This is a genomic window from Nocardia huaxiensis (assembly GCF_013744875.1).
In the GTDB taxonomy this organism is placed as follows: domain Bacteria; phylum Actinomycetota; class Actinomycetes; order Mycobacteriales; family Mycobacteriaceae; genus Nocardia; species Nocardia huaxiensis.
Window position 1 is genome coordinate 6,110,475 of sequence record NZ_CP059399.1, and the last position, 24,475, is coordinate 6,134,949.

The 24,475-nt window shown below is 68.4% G+C and carries 24 protein-coding genes and 1 pseudogene; 11 read left to right on the top strand and 14 right to left on the bottom strand.

The genetic code is table 11. The features are described from left to right. Positions 1-63 precede the first annotated feature (63 nt). Both H0264_RS27695 and H0264_RS27700 read right to left on the bottom strand, forming a co-directional pair. On the bottom strand, positions 64-1,296 hold the full coding sequence (locus tag H0264_RS27695) for an FAD-dependent oxidoreductase (protein ID WP_181580275.1): 1,233 nt from the start codon (positions 1,294-1,296) through the stop codon (positions 64-66). Positions 1,297-1,382: 86 nt separating this feature from the next. After that, positions 1,383-1,946 carry a DUF4334 domain-containing protein gene (locus H0264_RS27700; protein ID WP_181580276.1) on the bottom strand — a complete coding sequence of 188 codons (564 nt, stop codon included), beginning with the start codon at positions 1,944-1,946 and terminating at the stop codon, positions 1,383-1,385. A gap of 173 nt (positions 1,947-2,119) precedes the next feature. On the opposite strand from H0264_RS27700, the gene H0264_RS27705 reads away from it, so the two are divergent. The 5 genes from H0264_RS27705 (at position 2,120) to H0264_RS27725 (ending at position 6,638) form a co-directional block, all read left to right on the top strand. Then, the gene (locus H0264_RS27705) at positions 2,120-2,569 is read left to right on the top strand and encodes an SgcJ/EcaC family oxidoreductase (protein ID WP_181580277.1); all 450 of its coding nucleotides are present in this window, start codon (positions 2,120-2,122) and stop codon (positions 2,567-2,569) included. Positions 2,570-2,699: 130 nt separating this feature from the next. Beyond that, positions 2,700-3,719: a hypothetical protein gene (locus H0264_RS27710; protein ID WP_181580278.1), complete on the top strand. Its 1,020-nt coding sequence runs from the start codon at positions 2,700-2,702 to the stop codon at positions 3,717-3,719. A 5-nt stretch (positions 3,720-3,724) separates the two neighbouring features. Continuing rightward, the gene (locus H0264_RS27715) at positions 3,725-4,717 is read left to right on the top strand and encodes a hypothetical protein (RefSeq protein WP_181585870.1); all 993 of its coding nucleotides are present in this window, start codon (positions 3,725-3,727) and stop codon (positions 4,715-4,717) included. Between the two features lie 28 nt (positions 4,718-4,745). After that, positions 4,746-5,999: an adenylosuccinate synthetase gene (locus H0264_RS27720; RefSeq protein ID WP_181580279.1), complete on the top strand. Its 1,254-nt coding sequence runs from the start codon at positions 4,746-4,748 to the stop codon at positions 5,997-5,999. Between the two features lie 3 nt (positions 6,000-6,002). Continuing rightward, entirely contained in the window at positions 6,003-6,638 is a 636-nt protein-coding gene (locus H0264_RS27725) for an NUDIX hydrolase (RefSeq protein WP_420831989.1), read from the top strand. 95 nt (positions 6,639-6,733) lie between these two features. Here the strand turns inward: H0264_RS27725 and H0264_RS27730 are convergent, their stop codons facing one another. Beyond that, entirely contained in the window at positions 6,734-7,333 is a 600-nt protein-coding gene (locus H0264_RS27730; RefSeq protein WP_181580281.1) for a TetR/AcrR family transcriptional regulator, read from the bottom strand. 100 nt (positions 7,334-7,433) lie between these two features. On the opposite strand from H0264_RS27730, the gene H0264_RS27735 reads away from it, so the two are divergent. Together H0264_RS27735 and H0264_RS39085 are read left to right on the top strand one after the other, a co-directional pair. Continuing rightward, positions 7,434-8,387 carry a quinone oxidoreductase family protein gene (locus tag H0264_RS27735; protein ID WP_181580282.1) on the top strand — a complete coding sequence of 318 codons (954 nt, stop codon included), beginning with the start codon at positions 7,434-7,436 and terminating at the stop codon, positions 8,385-8,387. Positions 8,388-8,430: 43 nt separating this feature from the next. Beyond that, positions 8,431-9,252: a class I SAM-dependent methyltransferase gene (locus H0264_RS39085; RefSeq protein WP_276514514.1), complete on the top strand. Its 822-nt coding sequence runs from the start codon at positions 8,431-8,433 to the stop codon at positions 9,250-9,252. Here H0264_RS39085 and H0264_RS27745 read toward each other — a convergent pair. The 6 genes from H0264_RS27745 to H0264_RS27770 all read right to left on the bottom strand — a co-directional run bounded on the left by H0264_RS27745 (position 9,249) and on the right by H0264_RS27770 (position 13,837). Further along, positions 9,249-10,154: an ADP-ribosylglycohydrolase family protein gene (locus H0264_RS27745; protein WP_181580284.1), complete on the bottom strand. Its 906-nt coding sequence runs from the start codon at positions 10,152-10,154 to the stop codon at positions 9,249-9,251. The genes H0264_RS39085 and H0264_RS27745 overlap by 4 nt on opposite strands. A gap of 233 nt (positions 10,155-10,387) precedes the next feature. Continuing rightward, a complete protein-coding gene (locus tag H0264_RS27750; RefSeq protein WP_181580285.1) occupies positions 10,388-11,233 on the bottom strand; it encodes an acyl-CoA thioesterase in 846 nt (281 codons plus the stop codon). Positions 11,234-11,312: 79 nt separating this feature from the next. Beyond that, positions 11,313-11,570 (bottom strand): YciI family protein, encoded by a 258-nt coding sequence (locus H0264_RS27755; RefSeq protein ID WP_220139851.1) that lies wholly within the window; start codon positions 11,568-11,570, stop codon positions 11,313-11,315. 19 nt (positions 11,571-11,589) lie between these two features. Next, a complete protein-coding gene (nusB, locus tag H0264_RS27760) occupies positions 11,590-12,093 on the bottom strand; it encodes a transcription antitermination factor NusB (protein WP_181580286.1) in 504 nt (167 codons plus the stop codon). A gap of 20 nt (positions 12,094-12,113) precedes the next feature. Beyond that, complete coding sequence (gene efp, locus H0264_RS27765; RefSeq protein WP_040809576.1) at positions 12,114-12,677, bottom strand: elongation factor P; 564 nt, start codon at positions 12,675-12,677, stop codon at positions 12,114-12,116. 35 nt (positions 12,678-12,712) lie between these two features. Further along, positions 12,713-13,837 carry a M24 family metallopeptidase gene (locus H0264_RS27770; RefSeq protein ID WP_181580287.1) on the bottom strand — a complete coding sequence of 375 codons (1,125 nt, stop codon included), beginning with the start codon at positions 13,835-13,837 and terminating at the stop codon, positions 12,713-12,715. Positions 13,838-13,987: 150 nt separating this feature from the next. Between H0264_RS27770 and H0264_RS27775 the strand changes: the two genes are divergently transcribed. The 4 genes and pseudogenes from H0264_RS27775 (at position 13,988) to aroB (ending at position 18,175) form a co-directional block, all read left to right on the top strand. Continuing rightward, positions 13,988-14,563 carry a prepilin peptidase gene (locus tag H0264_RS27775; RefSeq protein WP_181580288.1) on the top strand — a complete coding sequence of 192 codons (576 nt, stop codon included), beginning with the start codon at positions 13,988-13,990 and terminating at the stop codon, positions 14,561-14,563. A 60-nt stretch (positions 14,564-14,623) separates the two neighbouring features. Continuing rightward, the gene (gene aroC, locus H0264_RS27780; RefSeq protein ID WP_181580289.1) at positions 14,624-15,829 is read left to right on the top strand and encodes a chorismate synthase; all 1,206 of its coding nucleotides are present in this window, start codon (positions 14,624-14,626) and stop codon (positions 15,827-15,829) included. An 89-nt stretch (positions 15,830-15,918) separates the two neighbouring features. Further along, a pseudogene (locus tag H0264_RS38800) lies at positions 15,919-16,404 on the top strand (shikimate kinase); the annotation flags it as partial. Positions 16,405-17,056: 652 nt separating this feature from the next. Continuing rightward, positions 17,057-18,175: a 3-dehydroquinate synthase gene (aroB, locus tag H0264_RS27790; protein ID WP_181580291.1), complete on the top strand. Its 1,119-nt coding sequence runs from the start codon at positions 17,057-17,059 to the stop codon at positions 18,173-18,175. Positions 18,176-18,248: 73 nt separating this feature from the next. On the opposite strand, the gene H0264_RS27795 is transcribed toward aroB, so the two are convergent. The 5 genes from H0264_RS27795 to alaS all read right to left on the bottom strand — a co-directional run bounded on the left by H0264_RS27795 (position 18,249) and on the right by alaS (position 24,429). After that, complete coding sequence (locus H0264_RS27795) at positions 18,249-18,857, bottom strand: B-4DMT family transporter (protein WP_244975962.1); 609 nt, start codon at positions 18,855-18,857, stop codon at positions 18,249-18,251. Between the two features lie 68 nt (positions 18,858-18,925). Further along, positions 18,926-19,738 (bottom strand): shikimate dehydrogenase, encoded by an 813-nt coding sequence (locus tag H0264_RS27800; protein ID WP_181580292.1) that lies wholly within the window; start codon positions 19,736-19,738, stop codon positions 18,926-18,928. Continuing rightward, positions 19,728-21,236: an endolytic transglycosylase MltG gene (gene mltG / locus H0264_RS27805; RefSeq protein ID WP_181580293.1), complete on the bottom strand. Its 1,509-nt coding sequence runs from the start codon at positions 21,234-21,236 to the stop codon at positions 19,728-19,730. The genes H0264_RS27800 and mltG overlap by 11 nt, the downstream gene beginning before the upstream one ends. Further along, positions 21,233-21,760 (bottom strand): Holliday junction resolvase RuvX, encoded by a 528-nt coding sequence (gene ruvX, locus H0264_RS27810; RefSeq protein WP_181585873.1) that lies wholly within the window; start codon positions 21,758-21,760, stop codon positions 21,233-21,235. The genes mltG and ruvX overlap by 4 nt, the downstream gene beginning before the upstream one ends. Further along, positions 21,760-24,429 (bottom strand): alanine--tRNA ligase, encoded by a 2,670-nt coding sequence (gene alaS, locus H0264_RS27815; protein WP_181580294.1) that lies wholly within the window; start codon positions 24,427-24,429, stop codon positions 21,760-21,762. The genes ruvX and alaS overlap by 1 nt, the downstream gene beginning before the upstream one ends. Positions 24,430-24,475: the final 46 nt, after the last annotated feature.

A 24,475-nucleotide genomic window follows, 5' to 3' on the forward strand; every position in this document is an offset into this window, starting at 1 on the left:
GCGCTGCGGCCGAAGTGCGTGTGCCGCAACGCTTCTCATGGGGCCGCCGAGCACCGGAACTGCTCAGGGCCGGCGGGCGAAGAGCGGGGCGTGCTCGGGCAGGATGCCGCGCGCGATCAGAGTCGGCGGGATGCTGCGCATCACCGGCAGGCGGCGGAAGACGCGCAATGGCCAGGGCGTCGCCTGCGCATTCGATATGTCCAGCTTGCCCGATACGGCCGGACGGATGGCGCGGGCGTGCGCCACCCGCTGGAAGCCCTGCACGGCGACCGTCGGCAGGATCCGGCGGCGCTGCACCCGCGCCAGGTCCCGGGTGGTCACGGTGCGGGAAACCAGTTTCGGCGCAAGGATTCTCGCCGCCGCCACGGCATCCTGAATGGCCAGGTTGATGCCGACGCCGCCGACCGGGGACATGGCGTGGGCGGCATCGCCGAGGCACAGCAGCCCGTCGGTGTACCAGCGGTCGAGCCGGTCGAGCTTCACGTCGAGGAGCTTGACCTCGTTCCAGCTGTGCAGGGCCTCGGCGCGATCGGCCAGCCACGGGACGGCTTCGGCCATGGGCCGGGTGATTTCGGCGACCGGCCGCCGACCGCGCAGTTGCGGGTCGCTGCCCTTGGCGATGAGGGTGGCGACCTGCCAGTAGTCGCCCCGATCCAACATGATGGCGACCCGGTTCGCCGTGAGCACCGGCACTGCACCGGACGGGTCGATGTCGTGGCGCGGCAGCCGGAACCACCAGACGTCGAACGGCGTGGCCCAACGGTGCGAACCGAGCCCCGCCGCCAGCCGCAGGACGGAGGTGCGCCCATCGCAGGCCACCGTCAGATCGGCGCGAATCTCCCCTGCCGCACCGTCTTTCGTCTCGTATCGCACGCCGACAACCTGGTCGCCCTCCCGCAGCAGATCGGCGGCCTCGGTGTTCATCCGCAACCGGAAGCTCGATTCGGTATCGGCCGCCCGCGCCAGCAGATCGAGCAGATCCCACTGCGGCACCATGGCGATGTACTTGTGCCGCCCCGGAATGTGTTCGAGCGTGGCAATGGTCTCCATGCGTCCGCCGATCGGTATCTGCACCGAATTCAGCCGCCGCTGCGGCAGTTTCGCGAACTCCTCCCGCAAACCCAGCTCGTCGAGCAGTTCGAGGGTGGTCGGATGCACGGTGTCCCCGCGGAAATCCCGCAGGAAATCCCCGTGCTTCTCCAGCACCGTCACCTCGACGCCGCCGCGAGCCAGCAACAGCCCCAGCATCATTCCCGCCGGACCGCCCCCGGCGACTAGACAGGTCGTACGTTCCATCGGACCCAACTCCCCAGGTCGACAACCATCGGTACCTTCGATGGTAGGCCCGGGAAGCGGGGCGGCAGTGCGCTTCCGGAGTCCGGCTAACTGTCCCGGAACAGCACGAAGAAGTACGGATCCCGCATTCCCCGCAGATCCATCACACCCAGCAGCGTGTCCTCGTCGACCCGCCGGAAGATGTCGATGATCGGCAGATGGTCGTAGATCATTGCGGCACTGGTCTTTCCACGGAACTCCAGATTCCGCAGCCGCGCCCGCGGGGTGCGCGTGCTCAACAGCGGCCGCAACGCCCTCAGGGATTTCCGCAGTGGCCGAATGGCCGATACCGGCACCTTCCCCGCCAGGAACAGCGGCACCCGCCGCGGATCCACCGCGAAGATCGCGCTGGCCGGCTCGGCGAACAGCAGCGGCTGCACACTGTCGGCGTCGTCGAACTGTTTTCCGTACCAACCGGATTCGACCAGCGCACCCTTCCACGGATGCCCGGTGTCGATCTCGTCGCCACGCCAGCGCCCGGTGGTGATCTCGTCGACGGCCACCACCGGCAGACTGTCGAACAGTTCCCACGCCTGCGCGGGCGTGCATCCACTGTCGCGCAGCGCCTTCAACCGCACCGCACCGTCCGCTGCCGCACCGCCTGCGACCATCCCGAGCCTCCTCACGCGAGTGAATGACACATTCAAGCTCAACCTATCTCACACGGCGCCCGATCGCACCGGCCGGACCGGCGCGAGCTCGGCCGCCCCGGCCACCGGGTGTGACCATCGCCGCAGGCGGATGTCGTTGACCTCGAGTGCGGTTGAGGTCGCAAGATCACATCATGAGCACAGTGCAGGTCGAGGCGCCGGTTATCGCGGACAACAGCGTGGACCACACGGCGGATCGGGTAGCCATCGAGCAGATCATCCGGAATGTGGAGACCGCGTACAACACCAATGACGCGGAGTTGATGGTGGCCGATCTCGCGGCGAACGCGGTGGTAGGCAATGCGGTCGGGATGTTGCAGCAGGGACGGGAGGCCGTACTGGAGGCGAGCCGGGCCGGATTGGCCGGATTCTTGAAGGACGAGTATGTGCGGTACGACGTGCTCGGTATTTCCTTCCTGACCGCGGAGGTGGCGATCGCGCACAAGGGCGCGCGGGCCACCACCGCCGAAGGGGAGCTCATCGACCGAGACGATGCGATGCGCGCGTTGTATGTCCTGGTGAAGCAGGATGGACGCTGGTGGGTGGCAGCGCGGCAGAACACCCTGGTCCCGCAGGCCGGATAGCGGCCTCGGTCGGCCCCGGCCGGGATTCGTACACCCACCGGCCGGGGCCACAACACTACTTTTGGTCGACTTGACAAGAAACTGTCGGAAATCACTGGCGACTTCCGTTTTAGTCGAATAGTCTAAAACCATGACGACAGTGCGAGACGCGGCCGACGCGATCCGCGCGGCGCGCTCGCCCGAAGATCTTTTCGGCAGTGCCGCACGGGATTCCACCGATCGGCAGGCCGCGCGCCGACGCTATCTGCGGCTGGCGCATCTGGTGCACCCCGATCACGGCGCCGACAATGGCGGGGACGGAACGCTTTTCGCGCGATTGGACGAGCTGTACCGGGAGTGGCTGACGCTCGATGCCGAGGGCACAGCGTTCTCGGTGACCGGCACGCACGGCCGCTATCCCGTCGGCGCGGTACACGCGCGCGGATCGGTGGCCGATCTGCATCTGAGCGGGGCCGGGCACGTGGTGAAGATCCCGCGCCGGGCCGCCGCCAACGGACTGCTCGCGACCGAGCGAAACGCCTTGCGCGACATTGCCACCGTCACCGCCGAGCATCGCTGGCTGCGACCCTACTTCGCCGAACTCGCCGATACGGCCGATCACTTCGATCCACGCACGGGCGAGCATCGCAGCGTGAATGTGCTCGCGGCGCTGACCGGTGAGTTCGTCTCCCTCGCGGAGGTGCGCGCCGCCTACCCCGATGGGCTGGATCCACTGGATTACGCGTGGATGCATCGCCGGCTGCTGCGCTGCATTGCCGGTGCGGCACTGGCGGATTGGGTGCACACGGCCATCGCGCCGGCGAATGTGCTGATCCATCCGCGCCTGCACGGGGTGGTGCTCGTCGGCTGGTCGTTCGCGACGCGGCCGGGCACGCCCGCCGCCGCCACGCTCGGCTCGATCGACTATCCGCCCGAGATCCGGGCGGCGGTGCGGCCCGAGACCGATGTGTATCTGGCACATCGATTGATGCTCACCATGCTCGGCGATCGGGCTCCGGATCCCTTGCGCACCTTTGCTTCCGGATGCCTGCAGGACGATCCGCGGCGGCGGCCCGAGGCCGCCGCACTGCTCGGTGAATTCGACGATCTGCTCGATCGGCTCTACGGGAAGCGTCGCTTCCGGCCGTTCGCGCTCACGAAAGGACAGTGATCACCATGGGTTACGGCCACTGGGACGACAGCGCCTACGATGCCGCGCGCACCTTCCGCGCGGCCCGCGGGCTCGACGACTTCGGATACACCGCGGACATGCGGTCCACGCCGTACGACAAGTGGACCGCGCATCCGTCCCTGGATCCCAAGGGAGTGACGGCGCGGGAATGCCGGGACTCCGACGATCATGGTGAATCATTGCCCATCGCCGTGCTTTTCGATGTGACCGGCTCCATGGGCATGGTGCCGCGCATCATGCAGGAGAAGCTGGGCAAGCTGCACGGGCTGTTGCAGCGCAAGGGATACGCCGACGACCCGCAGATCCTGTTCGGCGCCATCGGCGATGCCGACAGCGACCGGGTTCCGTTGCAGGTCGGGCAGTTCGAATCCGACAATCGCATGGACGAGCAGCTGCGGCTCATCCTGCTCGAAGGCGGGGGCGGCGGGCAGAAGTCCGAAAGCTATGAACTGGCCGCGTATTTCATGGCACGGCACATTGTCACCGACGCGTGGGACAAGCGCGGGCGCAAGGGGTACCTGTTCCTGGTGGGCGACGAGCTGAACAAGCCCCGGCTGGCGGCGCGGCATGTGCGCAATATCATCGGAGACGATGTGTCCCAGGATATTTCGGTCGATTCCATCTACCGGGAGCTGAGCGACCGGTGGCATGTGCACTACATCCTGCCCAACCAGTCCAGCTACTACAACGACCCCGAAATCGCGACGCACTGGCAGGGACTGCTCGGGGAACGGTTTCTGCGGCTGGATGATCCGGCTGCCGTGTGCGAGCTCATCGCATTGACCATCGGCATCAATGAGGACCGGGTGGATCTCGGTGCGGGACTGGCGGATCTGCGCGATATCGGCTCCGGCAGCGAGGCCGACGCCGTCGGCAAGGCGCTCGCACCGCTGGGCGGGGCGGCGGCCCGCACCCGCAGCGTCGGCGCTCTGCCCGCCCCCACCGCCGGGGACGACGACGTCGACTTCGGACGCTGAACGCTCGGAAACAGGAAGGGACACAGACATGTTCGGCGATCGGCATCTCATCGTGGTGGATCTCGGATTCGGCGATGCCGGGAAGGGCGCGACGGTGGACTGGCTGTGCTCGCCCGAGGCCGGGCTCGACGTGGCCGCGGTGGTGCGGTTCAACGGGGGCGCACAGGCCGCGCACACCGTGGTCGCGGGCGGACGCCAGCACACCTTCCGGCAGTTCGGGTCCGGGACGCTGTCGGGGGTGCCGACGCTGCTGTCGCGACATGTGCTGGTGGAGCCGATCGCGCTCGCGGCCGAGGCGCGGGCGCTGGCGGCGCTGGGGGTGCGGGATCCGCTGTCGCTGCTGTACGTGGACGAGCGGGCCCTGCTCACCACCCCGATTCACGGGGCCGCGAACCGGTGCCGGGAGGACGCGAGGGGTTCCTCCCGGCACGGGTCGTGCGGCATCGGAATCGGCGAGACCGCCGCCTACGCGCTCGACCACGATGCGCCCCGGGTCGCGGACTGTCTGCGGCCGGAGGTGTTGCGGCGCAAGCTGATCGCACTCGAAGAGCACTACCGTCCGCTGCTGGCGCGGGGGATGCACGGCCACGATCCGATCGACGATCTGGTGCGGGCCTACACGGAATTCGCGCGGGCCGTGGCGATTCTGCCGGGTGATCAGCTCGCCGGATTCGCCGAAACCGGGCGGCTGGTGTTCGAGGGCGCGCAAGGGGTGCTCCTGGACGAATGGCGCGGATTTCACCCGTACACCACCTGGTCGACCGTCGAACCGCGGCACGCGCGAGCCATGCTCGGGCGCATCGGGGCTCGCGGATATGTGCTCGGGGTGACGCGGTCGTACATGACACGGCACGGCGCGGGACCATTCCCCACCGAGGACACGACCCTCTCGATTCCAGAGCCGCACAATGGAATCGGTGTCTACCAGGGCGCGTTCCGGCAGGGGCACCTCGATCCCATTCTGCTGCGGTACGCGATCGACGCCTGCGGCGGTATCGATGGTCTGGCCGTCAACCATCTCGACGCGGCGGCCGGTATCCGCACGGCCACCGGCTATCTCGCCGCCGACGGCATCTACCATCGCCTCGCCTGTGGGGACTGGCAGGATCTCGCGCATCAGCGACGTCTCACCGAGCTGCTGGAAACCGCCATCCCGGTACTGGACGAACTCCCCACCGACACGCCCACCTACCTGGAACGTGCACTCGGCGTGCCGGTTGTGCTCACCGCTGACGGCCCCGACCGGTCCGCTCGCACCACCCGGGTGCCGGCTGCGGCATGATGGTTGCCCGTGGAGCAGCAATCCGCGGTATCACTGGACGTCGTCACCCTGCGCTACGGACCCGACGAGCCGACCGTCACCCTCGGTGTGGCGCCCCGGCAATGGGATCCGTTCGCCGGGGAACTCGCGCTACCCGGCGTCCTCCTGCATCGCGGGGAACGCCTCGTGACGGCGGCACGGCGGGCCGTGCACACCAAACTCGGAGTGCCCGAGGCATCCATCAGCGCCGTCGGACAGCTGGCCACCTTCGACGAACCCAATCGCGACCCGCGCGGGCCGACGCTGTCCATCGCCATGTGGGCGGTCGTCACCGACCACCCCTCCGACGCGGTGTGGGTGCCGTTCGACAAGGTGCCGCAGCTGGCCTTCGACCACAACGGCATCGTCTCGGCCGCACGAGCCCTGCTGGCCGGAATGCTGTGGAAGGACCTGACTTTCACGCGCGCACTGGTCGGCGAGCAGTTCCCGGCCACCCGCGCGGTAGAACTCACCACCGCCTTGGACGGCACCCGCCCCGACCCAGGCAACCTGAACCGCACCCTCGCCGCAATCCCCGGACTCACCCGCACCGGCGACCGCGTACGAGTGAAAGCCACCGGCCGCCCAGCCGCGGTCTGGGCCTTCGACCACGCGGGCTGAGGACCAACGGTCGGCGCCCCCGGCCGTACGCGACCCGGCGGCGAAACCCGCTGTCCTCCAAATGTTTCCGGCGGCCCCACGCGACCGGTTGCCGGTCAGCGGCGCGTCCCCGCGGGCTCAGCGGACAGCAGCGAGCGCGTAATCTCCAGAATCCCCGCGCGCACGCGCTCGACTTCGCCGGCTCGAGCCAGGGTGGCCGCGTAGTCCGTGCTGATCATGCTGAGCAGCAGCGGGCCGACCATGTCGGCGTCGAGGTCTGGGCGGACCTCGTTGAGCAGCGCGGCGATATGACGAAACCAGACGGCGTGGATTTCGGCGGTGCGCGGGTGCGGCGGGATGACCGCGGTGCGCGAGGCCGCCATGAGTTCGACGTGATCGCCGGCCATGGTGATCATGGCGTCGACGAAGGCGAGCAGGCGGTCGGACGCGGGTGCGCCGGGACCCAGCGGGGGCGGACCTTCGGCGATGGCGGCCATGAGGTTCTCGGCCGGCTCGGACAGCAGCGCATGCAGCAGGCCCGCGCGGTTGCCGAAGCGGTGGAACACGGTGCCCTTGCCGACGCCGGCCGCGGCGGCCACGCGGTCCATGGTGACGCCGTCCGCGCCGTGTTCGGCGAGCAGCGTGCGGGTGGCATCGAGGATCGCGCGCCGGTTACGCGCCGCGTCGGCGCGCTCTTTTCGCTGCTCGGATGCCATTGCCTCGACTTTCATTGACAAGTTGACCGGCGGTCCATATCGTTTCGCACACAACTGGACCATCAGTCAATTTATGAGGTTTTCTGTGCAGGCAATCGTAATGACCGCAGTCGGCGGACCCGAAGTCCTGGTGTCGCAGCAGGTGCCCGCGCCGCGTCCGCGAGCCGGTGAGGTGCTCATCCGGACCGAGGCGATACCGGTGCTCTTCCCCGAGACGCTGCTGCGCTCGGGCGCATTCCCCTTCCCCGCACCGACGCCGCTGATCTTCGGCATGCAGGCCGCCGGGGTGGTGGTCGAGATCGGCGCTGGCGTCGACGCCGCGCTGATCGGGCAGCGAGTCATGGTGGCGAGCAACAGTTTCGGGACCTATGCCGAACAGGTCTGCGCCCCAGTCGAATCCGTGACCGCGATCCCGGACGGGCTGTCGCCGGTGGAGGCCGCCGCGGTCACCATGAGCGCCTCGGTCGCCATCCCCCTGCTCGAAACCGCGGCCCTGACCGGCACCGAAACCGTCCTGATCGAAGTCGCCGCAACAGGAGTCGGCGGCTATCTCACCCAGCTGGCCAAGGAATACGGTGCGGCCCGCGTCATAGCCACAGCAGGCGGGCCGGTCAAGGCCGACCGCGCCCGCGAACTCGGCGCCGACGAAGTCATCGACCACACCGACCCCGACTGGCCGCAGGGCCTGCCCGAAATCCTCGGCGGCACAACGATAGACGTCGTTTTCGACGCCCTGGGCGGCGACAGCGCCCGCACCCTCCTCGACCTCATGACCCCGGTGCGCGGCCGAATGCTCAGCTACGGCTGGCTTTCCGGCGCACCCGCGCAGGTCACCGCCATGGATCTGATCATGCGCGGACTCACTCTCACCGGCTGTTCGGGCCCCGCCTGGCTGGCCGGCGTCGATCGATCCCGCGCAACGGCCCTCACCCGCGCCGCGACCGGATCGATCACACCCTTGCTCGACCGCGTCCTCCCCCTCGACCAGGCCGCAGCGGCCCACCAGCTGATCGCCGACCGCGTCCCCGTCGGCACCATCGTGCTGCAACCCTGACAGTTCCCGGACCACAGGGGTTTCCGGCCGTAGGATGACGCCTGTGGACGCCGTCGACCGGATCGATCCCCTGCGCGCCAATCGCGATAACTGGGACGCGCGAGCGCCCATCCATGCGGCCTCGCAGTTCTACCGTGGTCGCGATTCGGCGTTCTGGTTCGCTCCGTTCGAATGGGATGTGCTCGGCGATGTCCGCGACCGCGACGTCCTGCACCTGCAATGCCATCTCGGCACGGAGACAATCGAATTCGCCAAGCGCGGCGCTCGCGCCACCGGGCTCGACTTCTCCCCCGAATCCCTCCGCTACGCCCGCGAACTGGCCGGTGACACAGTCGAATACGTTTGCGCCGACGTTCACGACGCCGTCACCGCCCTGTCCAATAGGCAATTCGACATCGTCTACACCGGGAAAGGCGCCCTGTGCTACCTCCCCGACCTCCCCCGCTGGGCCGCCGTGACAGCCGACCTCCTCCGCCCCGGAGCCCTCCTCTACATAGTCGAATTCCACCCGCTCCTCCACGCCCTGGACCTCACACCCCCGCCCGGCGCGGACCCGGAAGCCCTCCTCCTCACCGACGACTACCTCGGCACCCACGGCACCAAAGCCCGCAACAGCCCCCGCACCTACACCGACGGCCCCCACCTCCCCACCGCCACAGCAGCTTTCGAATGGCGCCACGGCCTGGGCGACGTCATCACCGCCCTGCTCAGCGCCGGCCTCCGAATCACCGCCCTCCACGAATCCGACACCCTCCCCTGGCCCCGCTGGCCCCACATGCGCCCCACCCCCACCGGCTGGTACCGCCTCCCACCCGAATCCCCCGCCCTCCCCCTCCTCTACGGCCTCGCCGCCACGAAACCCTAAAGCGCGCGGCCGGATTCCTCGATACCGCACCAATAGGGCAGCGGCTCCAGGTTTTTCAGCCAATCGGAGGGCAGGGCGTCATAGCCGACAGCGGTGCCCACGATGCCGCAGGTAATAGCGCAGGTGGTGTCCATGTCGCCGCCGGCGATGACTGTGGACCAGAATGCCGCGGGAAAGTCGGCGATGTTCTTGGCCGCAGTCCAGAGTGCGAAGGGGACGGTGTCCTGTGCGCTGATCTCGATGCCGTTGCCGAGGACGGCGGCGGCCGAGCGCGGGTCCTCCAGATGAAGGAGCGAGCGCGCGGTGTCTATGCCGTCGCGAACCAGGCTGGGCTGCACATGTTCTCGGATAGCTGCGAGGTATTCGTCCGGGCTGCCGGGGTTCGCGACCGGCGCGAGCGCGGCCGCAACTGCCACGGCGACAGCACCGGCCACACCTTCGGGGTGGGTATGGGTGACGACTGCCGACAGCGCCGCTCGAGCGGCCGCACGTTCCGGATCGCCTGCGAAATAGGCGCCCAGCGGCGGCACCCGCATGGCCGCGCCATTGCCCCACGATCCACGACCGTCGAATTGTTCCGCCGCCAGCGTCCTCCAGTCGGCTCCCTCGCCGACCAGACGAAGCAGTCTGCCCGCCGAGGGGCCGTACCCGCGATAGAAGTCGTAGTGCTCAGCGAAGCTGCGCGCCAGCGCATCCTGCTCGATCTCACCGTGCCGACCGAGCACGGCGATCACCGAAGCCGCCATCTCGGTGTCGTCGGTCCAGGTCCATTCACCATCGGGAACCGTGATGGACTCGAAGTGCGGCCGGTTTGCGGGAACGAAGAATTGGGAGCCCAGGGCATCGCCGAGAGCCAGACCGTACAGGGATCCGAGGACGCGAGAAGAGAAGGTTTTAGTCATTACTACCGATTCTGTACCAGCCGGTAGCGGGTTGCCAAGCCGCCCAGGAACGTAGAACAAAGCGTGCCGGGGACAATCGACCGGAGCGCTGGTCAGTCGTCGGCCACTACGACGGTGCCGGTCACGATGTCTGCCACGGTTTGGCGGCGCTCGTGCCAGGCGAGCGCGCTCAGTGCTGCGGCGCGATGAGCTCGTTCGAGCCACTCGGCGTAGCGGGGATCGCTGACGCCCGGTCAGGGGTTCGCGCTGCGCATCAGGCCGTGGGCGGCCACCGAGGCCACCAATTCGCCTGTGCGCGTGAAGACCTGGATGCGCTCGAACATGCGGCCGGCGCCGGCGAACGGGCTCTCGCAGCGCAGCAGTAGCCAGTCGTGCAGGGTGAACGGGCGGTGGAAGGTGATGGTCTGGGCGAGCATGGCCGACGGTCCGCGGCCGCCGCGGCGGTCGATCTCGGCCTGCGGGTAGGGGCGCATGGCGGTCGGGCCGAGGAAGCCCTCGCTGCCGTGGGCGAGCAGGGCACGGGCGAGGCCGGGAAGGTCGGGGGACTTGGTGCAGCGCATCCAGATGTCCAGGGACGGCGGGGCGGCGAGGTCCAGCGCCACCGCGTCGGCGCCGCCGAAGGTTCGGACCTCCCATGGCAGCAGCGCGCACGGCAACTCCGCGCACTCCTCCGGGCCGGGGACGTCGGCGGGCAAAGTCGTGCTGTGCGTGAGGAAGTCGGGTTCGTCGAGGCTGAGCATGGCCAGCACCCGCGCGTGCTCGCGCTCCTCCTGCCGGAACGACACCTGCACGGTGGCCAGCGCCCGCCCGGACTGCACCACCTCGACCTGCACGTCGACCTCACGATCGGCGTATCCGCCGCGCGGGAAGACACCGTGCAGCGACTGCACCGCCATATGCGGCACCGTCCGCTCGGCGGCGATCACAGCCTGCGCGAGCGTCTGACTCCCCAGCGTGGTGGGCAGGGTCGAGGTCACATTCCGCGCCCGGAATCGCCCCGGTCCGACCTCGTCGAGATCCAGTACCGAGAGCAGATCGGCCAGGTCGACGACCGGCCACAGATGCGTTCCACCAGCCACGGCGACATGCTCGCACACACAACCGATTCCGGAGAAACCGGCGAGCGGTGAGTGGGATGCGCCCGGCGTGGTGAACCGGTCAGCCGGTGATTTCCCACTCGTAGACGGTGAGCTCCGATGCACCCGTGGTGTGAATGGGATCGGTCTCGACCAAAGCCTGTGCGGCGGCGAGAGATTCGGCCAGCAGCACGTATGCGCCACCGGTACCGTCGGTGAATTTGCCCGTCTCCACGAGGTTTCCCTCGGCGCGGACGGCGTCGAGCCACTGCTTGTGGGGCTCGATCACGCTGGAGTCGAAGCGCGGGGTGCGCATGGCCATGACCAGATATTTGCGCACCCTGCGCTACTCCTCGGAATTACTCGGCGTCGGCGGGGGTGGACCGGGTCGCGGCCGCGGCGGCACGCACCTGCGGAGCCACCTCGACCACGCGGCCGAGCACACCGTTGATGAAGGACGGAGAGTCGTCGGTGGACAGCGCCTTGGCCAGCTCCACCGCCTCGTCGACCGCCACCACGGGCGGAACATCGTTGGCGTGGAACAACTCCCACACCGCCACCCGCAGAATGGCGCGGTCCACGGCGGGCAGCCGGGACAGCGTCCAATCCTGCAGATAGGACTCGATGGTGCCGTCCACCCGATCCAGGTCGTCGGCGACGCCTTCGACCAGGACACGGGTGTAGGGGTTCACCGGGGCCACCGACTCGTCACGCACGGAGAGCGAGACGCGTTCGGCGAGGAGTTCCGCGGGGTCGATATCGCGGGCCTCGGCCTCGAAGAGCAGGTCCACGGCGCGGCGGCGAGCCTTGTGCCGGGCACCCAGCTTCTTGTAGGACGACTTCTTGTCGGGCTGATCGGCCACGGTCACCATTATCCGTCGCGTCAGGAGTTGACGCGGCTGATGTAGCTGCCGTCGCGGGTGTCGATGCGCAGCTTGTCACCCTGGTTGATGAACAGCGGCACCTGCACCTCGGCGCCGGTCTCCACGGTGGCGGGCTTGGTGCCGGCCGAGGAGCGGTCGCCCTGCAGGCCCGGCTCGGTGTGGGTGACGATGACGTCGATGGCGACGGGCAGCTCGACGAACAGCGCCTCACCCTCGTGCATGGCGATCTGCACGGCCATGTTCTCCAGCAGGAAGCCGGCATTGCGGCCCAGCAGCTGCTCGCCCAGGTGCACCTGGTCGTAGGTCTCGCCGTCCATGAAGATGTAGTCCTCACCGTCGTGGTAGAGGTAGGTCATGTCGCGGCGATCGACGGTGGCGGTCTCGACCTTCACACCGGCGTTGAAGGTCTTGTCGACGACCTTGCCCGAGACCACGTTCTTCAGCTTGGTGCGCACGAAGGCGGGACCCTTACCCGGCTTCACGTGCTGGAACTCGACGATCTGCTGCAGCTGATTGTCGATCTTCAGCACGAGGCCGTTCTTGAAGTCGCTGGTGTCCGCCACTGTCCTCGGATCTCCTACTAGTCGGTAAAACGCCGTCAGTCGACGACGATCAGGTCTTTGCTGGTGCGGGTGAGCAGTTCCGGGCCCCCCTTGCGAACCACGAGCGTGTCCTCGATCCGGACACCGCCGCGGCCGGGGAGGTACACACCTGGCTCGACGGTCACCGCCACGCCATCCAGCAGTGTACCTGTGCCCGTTTTGGCGATTCCGGGCGCTTCATGGATCTGCAGGCCCACGCCGTGTCCGAGACCGTGCACGAAGTACTCGCCGTAGCCCGCCGCCTCGATGACCTTGCGGGACGCGGCGTCGACGGCCTTGGTGGCGATGCCGGGGGCGAGGGCTTCCCGGCCCGCCTGCTGTGAGGCGTGGACCAGGTCGTAGATCTCGCGCTGCCAGTCCGCGACCTGGCCGAGGACGAAGGTGCGGGTCATGTCGGAGTGGTAGCCGTCGACCGTCGCACCGAAGTCGAGCTTCACGAAATCACCGGTGGCCAGCACCGATTCGGTCGGGCGATGGTGCGGGACAGCCGAATTCGGGCCGGCGGCCACGATCGTCTCGAAGGAGATCGCGTCCGCACCGTGGTCGAACATGAGCCATTCCAGTTCGCGCGCCACCTGGCGTTCGGTGCGGCCGGGACGGATGCCGCCGCGTTCCAGCAGGGTGGCGAGGGCGGCGTCGGCGGCCTCGCAGGCGGCGCGCAGGCGGCCGACTTCGTAGGCGTCCTTGACCATGCGCAGCTGCTCCACCAGGCCCGCGATCGGCACCAGATCCAAGCCGGTGTTCAGCGCCTGAAAGCCGTGCTGCTGGTCGACGGTGACGATGTGGCTCTCGAAACCGACACGGCCGGTTTGCCATTCGCCGGCGATCTCGATGACACGCCGCGCGCTGGCGCGATTGATCTCCGCGCGCAGATCGGGCACCTGCTCGCCCACCTGGGTGATGTAGCGGCCGTCGGTGCAGATGACGGTGCGGTCCTCGCTGCTGTCCCAGGCGTAGACCAGCAGCGCGGCATTGGATCCGGTGAATCCGGTGAGATAGCGGATATTGATCAGATCCGTCACCAGCAGTGCGTCGACGCGGTTTTCGACCAGCAGGTCGCGCAGCGATGCCCGGCGGAGTGCGTAATTCGGCCGCGAGCCTGGATCGTGATCAGCAGACATGCGTCCAAGCTACCGCCGACACGCCGCGAAGCCGACGGCAACACGGGAATGCGCGGGTCACTGGAACCCTGCTTGTTCACATGCCAAGTGGTTCTCCACATTTCGTGAACGCACGGCCCACGAGAGCGTTCGGCGCGCGATGCTCGACACATGGAAATCATCGCCCTGCTCGCCTTCACCGTCTGGTGCATGGCGCTCAGCGGGATCGACGTGCGCGACCGCCGGCTTCCGAACGCACTCACCCTCCCCGGTGCGGCCGCGATCCTGGGCTACGGATTTCTAGGGGGCAGGTGGTCGACGGCGGTGCTCGGCGCGCTGTTGCTGGCCGTTCCTTATCTACTCGTGCACCTGCTGGCACCGGACGCCCTCGGCGCCGGAGATGTGAAGCTCGCCCTCGGGCTCGGGGCCGCCACCGCGCTCGGCGGGGCGCAGACCTGGGTGTGGGCAGCCATGGCCGCGCCGGCCCTCACCGCCTGCGCGGGCGTGGCACTGCGCGTGCTGAACCGGCAGCACCGTGCATCCGGTACCTCCCTGCCGAGTGTGGCGTTGGTGACGTCGGCCGATCCGGATCGACGGTCCGGCACCCGGCCGCCGCCCCGCTCACCGTCGTCGATTCGGGCGGTGCGACCTTGGGATTCACCACTGTCGCGGCTACCGGAAACGGCTGTCCCGCATGGTCCGGCCATGTGTGCGGCGAGCCTGGTCGCGCTCGTCGTGGGCCCGTGACACCCGGGTCTGCCGGACCATGTGTCCGATCGAGCCAAATGACATGGAAGGATGTAACCCGTGTTGCGCTGGATAACTGCCGGAGAATCCCATGGCCCTGCTCTCGTCACGATCGTCGAGGGGATGGTGGCCGGTGTCGAGGTGACGTCCTCCGATATCGCCGAGCAGTTGGCGCGGCGTCGGCTCGGGTACGGACGCGGCGCGCGCATGAAGTTCGAAGCCGATGTGGTGACCATGATCGGCGGTGTGCGCCACGGCCGCACCATGGGTGGTCCGGTGGCTATCGAGGTCGCCAACTCGGAGTGGCCGAAGTGGACCCAGGTCATGTCGGCGGATCCGGTGGATCAGTCCGAACTGGCCGAGATGGCCCGCAATGCGCCGCTCACCCGGCCCCGCCCCGGCCATGCCGATTACTCGGGCATGCTCAAGTACGGCTTCGACGATGCCCGGAATGTGCTGGAGCGCGCCAGCGCTCGCGAAACCGCGGCGCGTGTGGCCGCGGGCACCGTGGCCAAGAACTTCCTGCGCCAGGCCCTCGGCGCCGAGGTGATCTCGCATGTGGTGTCCATCGGCACCGCGGCCAACACCACCGGTGTGGTGCCGACCGCCGCCGATCTGGCCGCCATCGACGAGAGCCAGGTGCGTTGCTTCGACAAGGCCGCCGAGGCCGCCATGATCGCCGAGATCGAGGCCGCCAAGAAGGACGGCGACACCCTGGGCGGTGTGGTCGAGGTGGTCATCGAGGGGCTGCCGGTCGGGCTGGGCTCGTTCACCAGCGGTGAGGCGCGCCTGGATTCGCGACTAGCGGCCGCGCTCATGGGCATTCAGGCCATCAAGGGTGTCGAGGTGGGCGATGGTTTCGAGACCGCGCGCCGCCGCGGCAGCCAGGCCCACGACGAGATGAAGCCGGGCCCGGATGGCGTGCTGCGCTCGACCAACCGCGCGGGCGGTCTCGAAGGCGGCATGACCAATGGCGAGGCGCTGCGCGTGCGCGCGGCCATGAAGCCGATCTCCACCGTGCCGCGGGCGCTGTCCACGGTCGACATGTCGACCGGCGGCGAGGCCGTGGCCATCCACCAGCGCTCGGATGTGTGCGCGGTGCCGGCGGCCGGTGTGGTGGCCGAGGCCATGGTGGCGCTGGTTGTCGCGCAGGCCGTGCTGGAGAAGTTCGGTGGCGACTCGCTGCCGGAGACGGTGGACAACATCAATGCCTACCTCAAGCGCATCAATGCTCGCCCGCACGTTCCGGGCAACGCACCGCAGTGACCGATGAGACCCATTCGGCAGGCCACTCGGAAGCAGAGGCCACGCCGAATGCGGAGGTGACGACCGAGGACGACCCGCAGCCGCTATCCGTGGTGCTGGTCGGTCCTCCCGGCGCGGGCAAGTCGACCATCGGCCGCAAGCTCGCCCGGGAACTCGGCGTGGATCTCTACGACACCGATGCCGGTATCGAGGAGCAGACCGGCCGAACCATCCCGGAGATCTTCGCCGAGGACGGGGAGCCCGAGTTCCGCCGCATCGAGGAACAGGTCGTGCGGGATGCCGTTCTGGCCGGGCACGGCATCATCTCCCTCGGCGGCGGTTCCGTGCTGTCCGCCGCCACCCGGGAGATCCTGCGCGGCCGCACCGTTGTCTACCTGGAAATCAGTGTGGGCGAAGGACTTCGCCGCACCGGCGCGTCCAGCAACCGTCCTCTCCTCAATGGCGACGACCCCGCCAAGAAGTACCGCGAGCTGATGAAGATCCGCCGCCCGCTCTACCGCGAGGTGGCGTCGGTCCGCGTCCGCACCGACGGCCGCTCCCCCGGTCGCGTGGTCCGCATGATCCTGACCAAGCTCGGCCTGGAATCGACTCTGCCCCAGGAACTTCCGGCCGCCGAGCCGGTGTCCGCCGCAGCTCCCGAGGCTGCGGGCAAGTCCCGCTCCCGCCGCCGACGCCGGCGCGGCCGAGGACGCGGCGAGACCGCCACCACCGCGACAACCACGGCCCCCGAGAACGATTCGGCAGCCGGCGCGGAAACCACCGGCGCGGCGACCGAGGACTCGGACGCCTCGCCGAAACGCCGACGCAGCAGGCGATCTCGCCGCCGCGGCCGCGGGACCGAGCCGAACGGCACCCACCCCGCCGCAGCCGCGCCGACGGCGGGAGCCGCGCCTGTGGGTGATTCGGATTCCACTGCGCTCCAGTCGAATTCGGCCACGCCGCAGCCTTCCGCCGCAGCTCCCGCGGAGGCCGCCGCGACAGGCGTGCCCGCCGCGCCCGGAGCAGGCCGTTCGCGCCGCGCCCGCGCCCGCCGAGCCCGAGCCCGCGCCCGGCAGCACGCGCAGGACAATGTCGCGTCCGCAGCCGAGGACATCGCCCCGGCGGGAGGCGATTCATGACGCCGTCATCGCGCGCATCCCGCGCGAACTCGATCGCAACCCGCCTCTTTCCGGGGCGACCACATCTTCCCCGCCGCGTGGCGGGATCAGTTACGGAGGAGAGCTGCTGATGAGCGAGCCGACCCGCATCGAGGTCCGCACCGCCGACCCGTACCCGGTGATCATCGGGCGGGGGTTGCTGGGGGACCTGGTGGAGCAGGTGACCGGGCGGTCCGGGGTGCGGACGGTGGCGATCTTCCATCAGCCGCCGCTGGAGGCGACCGCCGAAGTGGTGCGGCAGGCATTGGCGGACAAGGGGATCGACGCGCATCGGGTGGAGATTCCGGATGCCGAAGACGGTAAGGATCTGCAGGTTGCCGGGTTCTGCTGGGAGGTGCTCGGGCGGATCGGGCTCACCCGCAAGGATGTGGTGATCAGCCTGGGTGGTGGCGCGGCCACCGATCTGGCCGGGTTCGTCGCGGCCACCTGGATGCGCGGTGTGAGCATCGTGCATGTGCCGACCACGCTGCTGGCCATGGTGGATGCGGCCGTGGGCGGCAAGACCGGGATCAATACCGAGGCGGGCAAGAATCTGGTCGGCAGTTTCCATGAGCCGTCGGCGGTCATGGTGGATCTGGCGACGCTGGAGACCGTGCCGCGCAATGAGATCGTGGCCGGGATGGCCGAGATCATCAAGGCCGGGTTCATCGCCGATCCGGTGATTCTGGATCTGGTCGAGGCCGATCCGGAGGCCGCGCTCGACCCGACCGGCGATGTGCTGTCGGAGCTGATCCGCCGGGCCATTCAGGTGAAGGCGGATGTGGTCGCGCAGGATCTCAAGGAGTCGAGCCTGCGCGAGATCCTCAACTACGGTCACACCCTCGCCCATGCCATCGAGCGCCGCGAGCGGTACCGGTGGCGGCACGGTGCGGCCGTGTCGGTCGGCCTGGTGTTCGCGGCCGAGCTGGGCCGGCTCGCCGGACGCCTCGACGATGCCACCGCCGAACGCCATCGCACGATTCTGGCGAGCGTCGGCCTGCCCACCAGCTACGACGCCGACGCGCTGCCGCAGCTGCTGGACGCCATGCAGACCGACAAGAAGACCCAGTCCGGTGTGCTGCGCTTCGTGGTGCTGGATGGTCTGGCCAAGCCGGGTCGGCTCGAGGGCCCGGATCCGTCGCTGCTGGCGGCCGCCTACTCGGCCATCGCGCGCGAGGATCGCCCGAGTGGCGGCGCCATCCTGCTCTGACGGCAGACCCTGAAAGCAGAAGGGCCGCATCCACTTCCGAAGTGGATGCGGCCCCTGCCGTTGCAGCGGAGGATCAGACGCCCGCCGGTTCCTTGTTCAGGACGACGGTATCGGCCTCCGGACCGCCGGCTTTCTTGGCGTCGCGGCCCACCAGGTAGCGGCCCAGCGCCACACCGGCCACCGCGGGCACGAAGATCAGCAGGACGATGAACGACGCCGCCGAGGTGATCTCGAAGAGCAGGCCGTTGTCGCCCAGATCGAACTTGGGCAGGAAGTCCAGCAGCCACGACACCAGGCTGCTGCCCAGGCCACCGGCGAGGGCGGCCTTGAGCCAGCGCATGGTCAGATCGGTGCCGTGTTCCGGATCCGGATGCGCCTTGCGATCGGCCCGCCCATCCAGCACACCCCAGGTGACGACCGCGCCGAGCAGCACGATCAGGCACAGGATCCGCAGCCACGAACCACTGGTCGGCCAGTACACCATCGCGAAGCCGAGCACGGTGCGCAGACCAACGGTCAGCGCTCCCAGAACCACAGCGCGAAAAACCCACGCATTCATGGTGATCACCTTAGCCGGTTCCCAGCGGTCAGAGAATTGGAACCGGTTACAGAACTTCACCCAGCCGTCGCTGATCCGCAAGCCCAGCGGCCGGAGTTCCCTGAGCAGGGCAAACTCGGTCATAGCGTGATGCTGTCAGTCCGGCATCCGAATGGCACGCAGGCGCGCTGCGCCACGCGGATCGGTCTCGCTCAGACCTCGAGGGCGGCGATCATGGCCTCGCGCGGGGCGGGCTTGCCGGTGAACTGTTCGACCTGGCCGTAGGCCTGGTTGAGCAGCATTTCCAGGCCGCTGATCACCTTGTTGCCCGCGCGGGTGACGGCTTCGGCGAGCGGGGTGGGCCAGGGGTTGTAGATGGCGTCGAGGACGATCGGGGCCACGGCGACCGAATCCGCCACGGGCGCAGCGCCATTGGCGGGGACGGTGCTGACGACGGCGTCGACGTCACTGCACACGAAAAGCAGTGACTCGGCGTCGAAGTCGATGATTTCGGCCGAAAGACCAAGGCGCTCGGCCAGATCCAGGGTGTCGGCGGCGCGGGACCTGTCGCGGGCGACGATGGTCAAGGTGTGCGCGCCCAGTTCGGCCAGGGCGAGGATCGCGGGGCGGGCGGTGCCGCCGGCGCCGAGCACGACGGCACGCTCGATCTCCTCGACTCCCCCGCCCTGCAATGCGCCGCGCACGCCGTCCACGTCGGTGCAGTCGGCGCGCCAGCCGTTCTCGGTGCGCAGCAGGGTGTTCGCCGAGCCCACGAGTTCGGCGCGGTCGGTGCGCTCATCGGCGTAGTCCAGGGCCGCGACCTTGCCGGGCATGGTCACCGACAGACCGACCCACTCCGGGCCGAGCCCGTCGACCAGCCCGGGTAGCTGTTCGCCGGTGCACTCGATGCGCTCGTAGGTCCAGTCCAGTCCGAGCGCACGGTACGCCGCGAGATGCAGTTGCGGTGAGCGCGAATGCGATATGGGGCTGCCCAGCACCGCCGCCTTGCGAACCTCACCGTCCACTGTCGAGAATCCCACTGTCCTGTGCCTTCTTGATGTTTCGCAGATGCTCGTTGTAGTCCTCGGTGAACAGCGTGGTGCCCTGCTTGTCCACGGTGACGAAGTACAGCCACGGCCCCGCGGCCGGATTCTCCATGGCCTTCATGGCCTCCAGCGACGGCGAGGAGATGGGTGTCGCGGGCAGCCCGGCCATGGCGTAGGTGTTCCACGGGTTCTTGCGCGCCCGGTCGGCGTCGGTGGTGGCGACCTCGGTCTTGTCGAGGGTGTAGTTGACCGTCGAGTCGAACTGCAGCGGCTGGTCCACCGCGAGCCGGTTCACGATGACCCGCGCGACCTTGGACATGTCGTTCGGCTTGGCCTCGCGTTCCACCAGGGACGCGGCGATCAGCGTGTCGTAGGGCTGCAGGCCGTTGGCCTTGCCCGATTGCAGCAGCCCGGTGGCCTCGTAGCGCGCGGCGCTCTCGGTGATGAGCTGGCGCAGAATCTGTTCCGGCGAGCCGGTCGGATCGAAGTCGAGGGTGCCCGCGGTGATCAGGCCCTCGAGCCGCCGCGATGGGTCGGGCACGTTCTTGACCCGGTCCATGGCCCAGGTGGGCACGCCGAGCGCGGTCAGGTCCGCGGTGGTGCCGGCCTGGTTGAGCTGTTCGTAGGTCACGCATTTCGCGGTGGCGCCGGTGCCGACACAGCTGGCCTCGGCGATCTTGCGGTAGATGCCGTGCTTGGGGGCGTCGGTCTGCACGTCCGCGGAGTCGTGCAGCTGGCGGCCCGCCGAGATCACCACATTGCCGACCCGCGAATCCTTGCCGACCAGTGCGGTGACCGCTTCGGCGGCCGGGCTGTGGGTGGCGATGGAGTAGTAGCCCGGCTGCACCGAGTTCATGCCCGAATTCTTCACGGCCGCTTCGTAGAACGCACCGCTGGAGGCGACCACGCCCTTGTCGTACATGCTCTTGGCGATCTGGGTGGCGGTGTCGCCGTCCTTCACCTGCACGATGGCGAGCGGTCCGAGCTCTCCGGCGGCGAAATCCTCCGGCGGGGTGAACCGGTTCATGAGCTTCATGGCCGCGAAACCCGCTGCGCCGACGAACAATACGACGAAGACACCGGCGATGACGAACATGTTGCGACGGCGGCGCTTGCGTTCGGCCGCCTTGCGGGAGGCCACGCGCGACTTGGCGCGCGAGCCGCGCCCGGAGCCGCGCCCGCCGGAACGCGATCGGCCCACGCGTTCGCGGCCGGTGGGTTCGGCCGCCGGGCGAGCCGCGCGCCGGCGGGGCGCGGGCTCCTCCTCGTACTCGTCGTCGTAGTCGACGTAGGTGCCGTGACCGGCGTAGCGTCCGTCGTCCTCGGCGAACTGCTCGTCGTCATCGGTGTAGCGCGGGATGACGGTGGTGTCGTCCTCGTGGTCGTCCGCGTCGGCCCAGTCCAGATCGTCCCGGCGGTAGCGGCGTTCCGCGTTCTGCCGGTAGCGTTCCTCGGCTCGCGTCCAACGGTCGGTCATGCATCATCCTCGCGCGGCTTCACTTGCGAACTCCGTTCGTCCAACCATCCCTGCAGGATCGATACGGCGGCCGCTTGATCGATGACCTGCCGCTGCCCGCGAGCGCGAACTCCGCTGTCCCGCAACGCGCGTGCAGCAGACACCGTAGTCAAACGTTCGTCGGAAAGTCGCACCGGCACCGGTGCGATCAGGCTCCGCAAACGGCCCGCGAAGGTGGCCGCCAGCTTAGCCGAAGACCCGCTTTCGCCGCGTAAGGTGCGCGGCAAGCCCACGATCACTTCCACGGCCTCGTACTCCCGCACAATCTCGGCAATTCGCCCGAGGTCGGGTGCGAGCTCACCGGGCCGCACTTTTTTCGCGCGCGGCACGGTCTCCACCGGCGTGGCGAGGACACCGTCGGGATCGCTGGAGGCGACACCGATGCGGACGGAGCCCACATCGATGCCGATCCGCCGTCCACGCCCCGGATCATCCTCGCAATTGGGACGATCCGCAGTGAATTGCTGTCCAGAGTCGGCAGACATCACCCGGCGAGCTCGGCCACCCGCGCACGTACCGCGGCCAGACCGGCCTCGATTCCCGACGGATCCGAACCCGCGCCCTGCGCCATCTCCGGCTTGCCGCCACCGCGACCGGAAATGCTCGGACCGAAGGCCGACACCAGGTCACCGGCCTTGAAACCGAGCTCCTGCGCGGCCTTGGACACGGCCACCACGAACGGCACCTTGCCGTCGGCATTGCCCAGCAGCACCACCACGGCGGGCTCGGAACCCAAGCGGCCCTTGATATCCGAGACCAGCGTGCGCAGGTCGCCCGCACCGACGCCCGCGGGCGCGGCGGCGGCGACCAGCAGCACCTTGCCGACGCGCTGGGCGTTCTCGACGAAGGTGCCCGCGCTGGACAGCACGGCCGCCATCTTGGTGCGCTCGAGCTCCTTCTCGGCCACGCGCAGGCGCTCGACGAGCTGCTCGACGCGTCCCGGCACCTCTTCCGAGGGCACCTTCAGCGAGGAGGCGATACCGGCCAGCAGCGCACGCTCCTTGGCCAGGTACTTGTAGGAATCCAGGCCCACGAAGGCTTCCACGCGGCGCACACCCGAACCGACCGAGGACTCACCCAGCAGGGTGATCGGGCCGATCTGCGAGGAGTGCTGCACGTGCGTGCCGCCGCAGAGCTCCATGGAGAACGGTCCGCCGATCTCCACGACACGCACCTCGTCGCCGTAGTTCTCGCCGAACAGCGCCATGGCGCCCATCTTCTTGGCCGACGGCAGGTCGGTGATGAAGGTGTTCACACTGAAGTTTTCGGCGACGGCGTCGTTGGAGATGGCTTCGATATCGGCCTTCTGCTGTTCGGTCAGCTGACCCTGCCAGTTGAAGTCGAAGCGCAGATAGCCCGGCTTGTTCATGGAGCCGGCCTGAACGGCGTTGGGGCCCAAGACCTGTCGCAGCGCGGCATGCACCATGTGGGTGCCCGAGTGGCCCTGAGTCGCACCCCGGCGCCAGGACGGATCGACCTGCGCGAGCACGGTGTCGCCCTCGACGATCTGCCCGGCCTCGACCGTGGACTTGTGCACCCACAGCTTCTTGGCGATCTTCTGCACATCGTTGACGTGCACCTTCAGCCCGCTCGAGGACACGATCGAACCGCGGTCGGCGATCTGGCCGCCGGACTCGGCGTACAGCGGCGACCGGTCCAGGATGACCTCGACCTCGCTGCCCTCCTCGGCGACCGGCACCCGCACGCCATCCTTGATGAGCGCGAGAACCGTTGCCTCGGTGGCCAGTTCGTCGAAACCGGTGAACTCGGTCGGACCGCGGTCGACGAACTCCTTGTAGATGGTCAGATCCGCGTGCGCGTGCTTGCGGGCCTGCGCGTCGGCCTTGGCGCGGGCGCGCTGCTCGGCCATGAGCGAGCGGAAGCCCTCCTCGTCGACCGAAAGCCCGGCCTCGGAAGCCATTTCGAGGGTCAGGTCGATGGGGAAGCCGTAGGTGTCGTGCAGCGTGAACGCCTCGGAACCGGCCAAAGTCTTTCCGCCGGAAGCCTTCACCTCGGACACTGCATCGTCGAACAGCTTCGATCCGGTGTTCAGCGTCTTGAGGAACGCCGTCTCCTCGCCCACCGCCACGGTCTGGATGCGCTTGAAGTCGGTGGCCAGCTCCGGGTAGGACGGCGACATGAGTTCGCTGACGACCTGCATGAACTCGGCCATCACCGGCTTGTCGGCGCCCAGCAGGCGCGCCGAGCGGACGATGCGGCGCAGCAGGCGGCGCAGCACGTAGCCGCGGCCGTCGTTGCCCGGGTTCACGCCGTCGGCAATCAGCATGGCCGAGCTGCGCACATGGTCGGCGATGACGCGGAAGCGCACATCGTCGGCGTGCTCGACACCGTAGGAGCGGCCGGTCAGTTCCTCGGCCTTGTCGATGATCGGGCGCAGCAGATCGGTCTCGTAGACGTTCTCCACACCCTGCAGCAGCATGGCGACGCGCTCGACGCCCATGCCGGTGTCGATGTTCTTCTTGGGCAGCGACCCGATCGGCGGGAAGCCCAGCTTGGGGCTGTCCTCACCACGGATGTCCTGCATGAACACCAGGTTCCAGATCTCGAGGTAGCGATCCTCGTCGGCGACCGGGCCGCCTTCCTTGCCGTAGGCCGGGCCGCGATCGAAGTAGATCTCCGAGCAGGGGCCGCCGGGACCGGGCACGCCCATATCCCAGTAGTTGTCCTTGCCGTCGCGGAACTGGATGCGCTCCTTGGGAATTCCGGCCACCCGATGCCAGATCTCGGCCGCTTCCGGATCGGATTCGTAGGCGGTGACCCAGATGCGCTCCGGATCGAAACCGAAGCCGCCGTCCTCCTGCGACTTGGTGATCAGCTCCCAGGCGAGGGTGATGGCCCCCTCCTTGAAGTAGTCACCGAAGGAGAAGTTGCCGGCCATCTGGAAGAACGTATTGTGCCGGGTGGTGACGCCCACCTCTTCGATATCGCCGGTGCGCACGCACTTCTGCACGCTGGTCGCCCGGGCGTAGGGCGCTGCCTCCTGCCCCAGGAAGTACGGCTTGAACTGGACCATGCCTGCGTTCACGAACAGCAGGTTGGGGTCGGGCAGGACCAGCGAGGCACTGGGTACCTCGGTGTGTCCGTTCCGAACGAAATGCTCCAGGAAGCGCCGTCGAATCTCGTGGGTCTGCACGACTATCCAGCCTACCGTTCCCGGTCCAGCGGGTTTTAACCCACCA

Excerpts from the sequence above, each read along its gene's own strand:
- H0264_RS27715 (WP_181585870.1), top strand. The coding sequence starts at position 3,725 with ATGGGTTACGGCCACTGGGACGACAGCGCCTACGATGCCGCGCGCACC.
- H0264_RS27735 (WP_181580282.1), top strand. The coding sequence starts at position 7,434 with ATGACCGCAGTCGGCGGACCCGAAGTCCTGGTGTCGCAGCAGGTGCCC.
- mltG (WP_181580293.1), bottom strand. The coding sequence starts at position 21,236 with ATGACCGACCGTTGGACGCGAGCCGAGGAACGCTACCGGCAGAACGCG.
- aroB (WP_181580291.1), top strand. The coding sequence starts at position 17,057 with ATGAGCGAGCCGACCCGCATCGAGGTCCGCACCGCCGACCCGTACCCG.
- H0264_RS27770 (WP_181580287.1), bottom strand. The coding sequence starts at position 13,837 with ATGTCTGCTGATCACGATCCAGGCTCGCGGCCGAATTACGCACTCCGC.
- H0264_RS27700 (WP_181580276.1), bottom strand. The coding sequence starts at position 1,946 with ATGGTCGCAGGCGGTGCGGCAGCGGACGGTGCGGTGCGGTTGAAGGCG.
- H0264_RS27745 (WP_181580284.1), bottom strand. The coding sequence starts at position 10,154 with ATGACTAAAACCTTCTCTTCTCGCGTCCTCGGATCCCTGTACGGTCTG.
- H0264_RS27705 (WP_181580277.1), top strand. The coding sequence starts at position 2,120 with ATGAGCACAGTGCAGGTCGAGGCGCCGGTTATCGCGGACAACAGCGTG.
- H0264_RS27710 (WP_181580278.1), top strand. The coding sequence starts at position 2,700 with ATGACGACAGTGCGAGACGCGGCCGACGCGATCCGCGCGGCGCGCTCG.
- H0264_RS27720 (WP_181580279.1), top strand. The coding sequence starts at position 4,746 with ATGTTCGGCGATCGGCATCTCATCGTGGTGGATCTCGGATTCGGCGAT.
- H0264_RS27695 (WP_181580275.1), bottom strand. The coding sequence starts at position 1,296 with ATGGAACGTACGACCTGTCTAGTCGCCGGGGGCGGTCCGGCGGGAATG.
- ruvX (WP_181585873.1), bottom strand. The coding sequence starts at position 21,760 with ATGTCTGCCGACTCTGGACAGCAATTCACTGCGGATCGTCCCAATTGC.
- H0264_RS27775 (WP_181580288.1), top strand. The coding sequence starts at position 13,988 with ATGGAAATCATCGCCCTGCTCGCCTTCACCGTCTGGTGCATGGCGCTC.
- H0264_RS27730 (WP_181580281.1), bottom strand. The coding sequence starts at position 7,333 with ATGGCATCCGAGCAGCGAAAAGAGCGCGCCGACGCGGCGCGTAACCGG.
- H0264_RS27795 (WP_244975962.1), bottom strand. The coding sequence starts at position 18,857 with ATGACCGAGTTTGCCCTGCTCAGGGAACTCCGGCCGCTGGGCTTGCGG.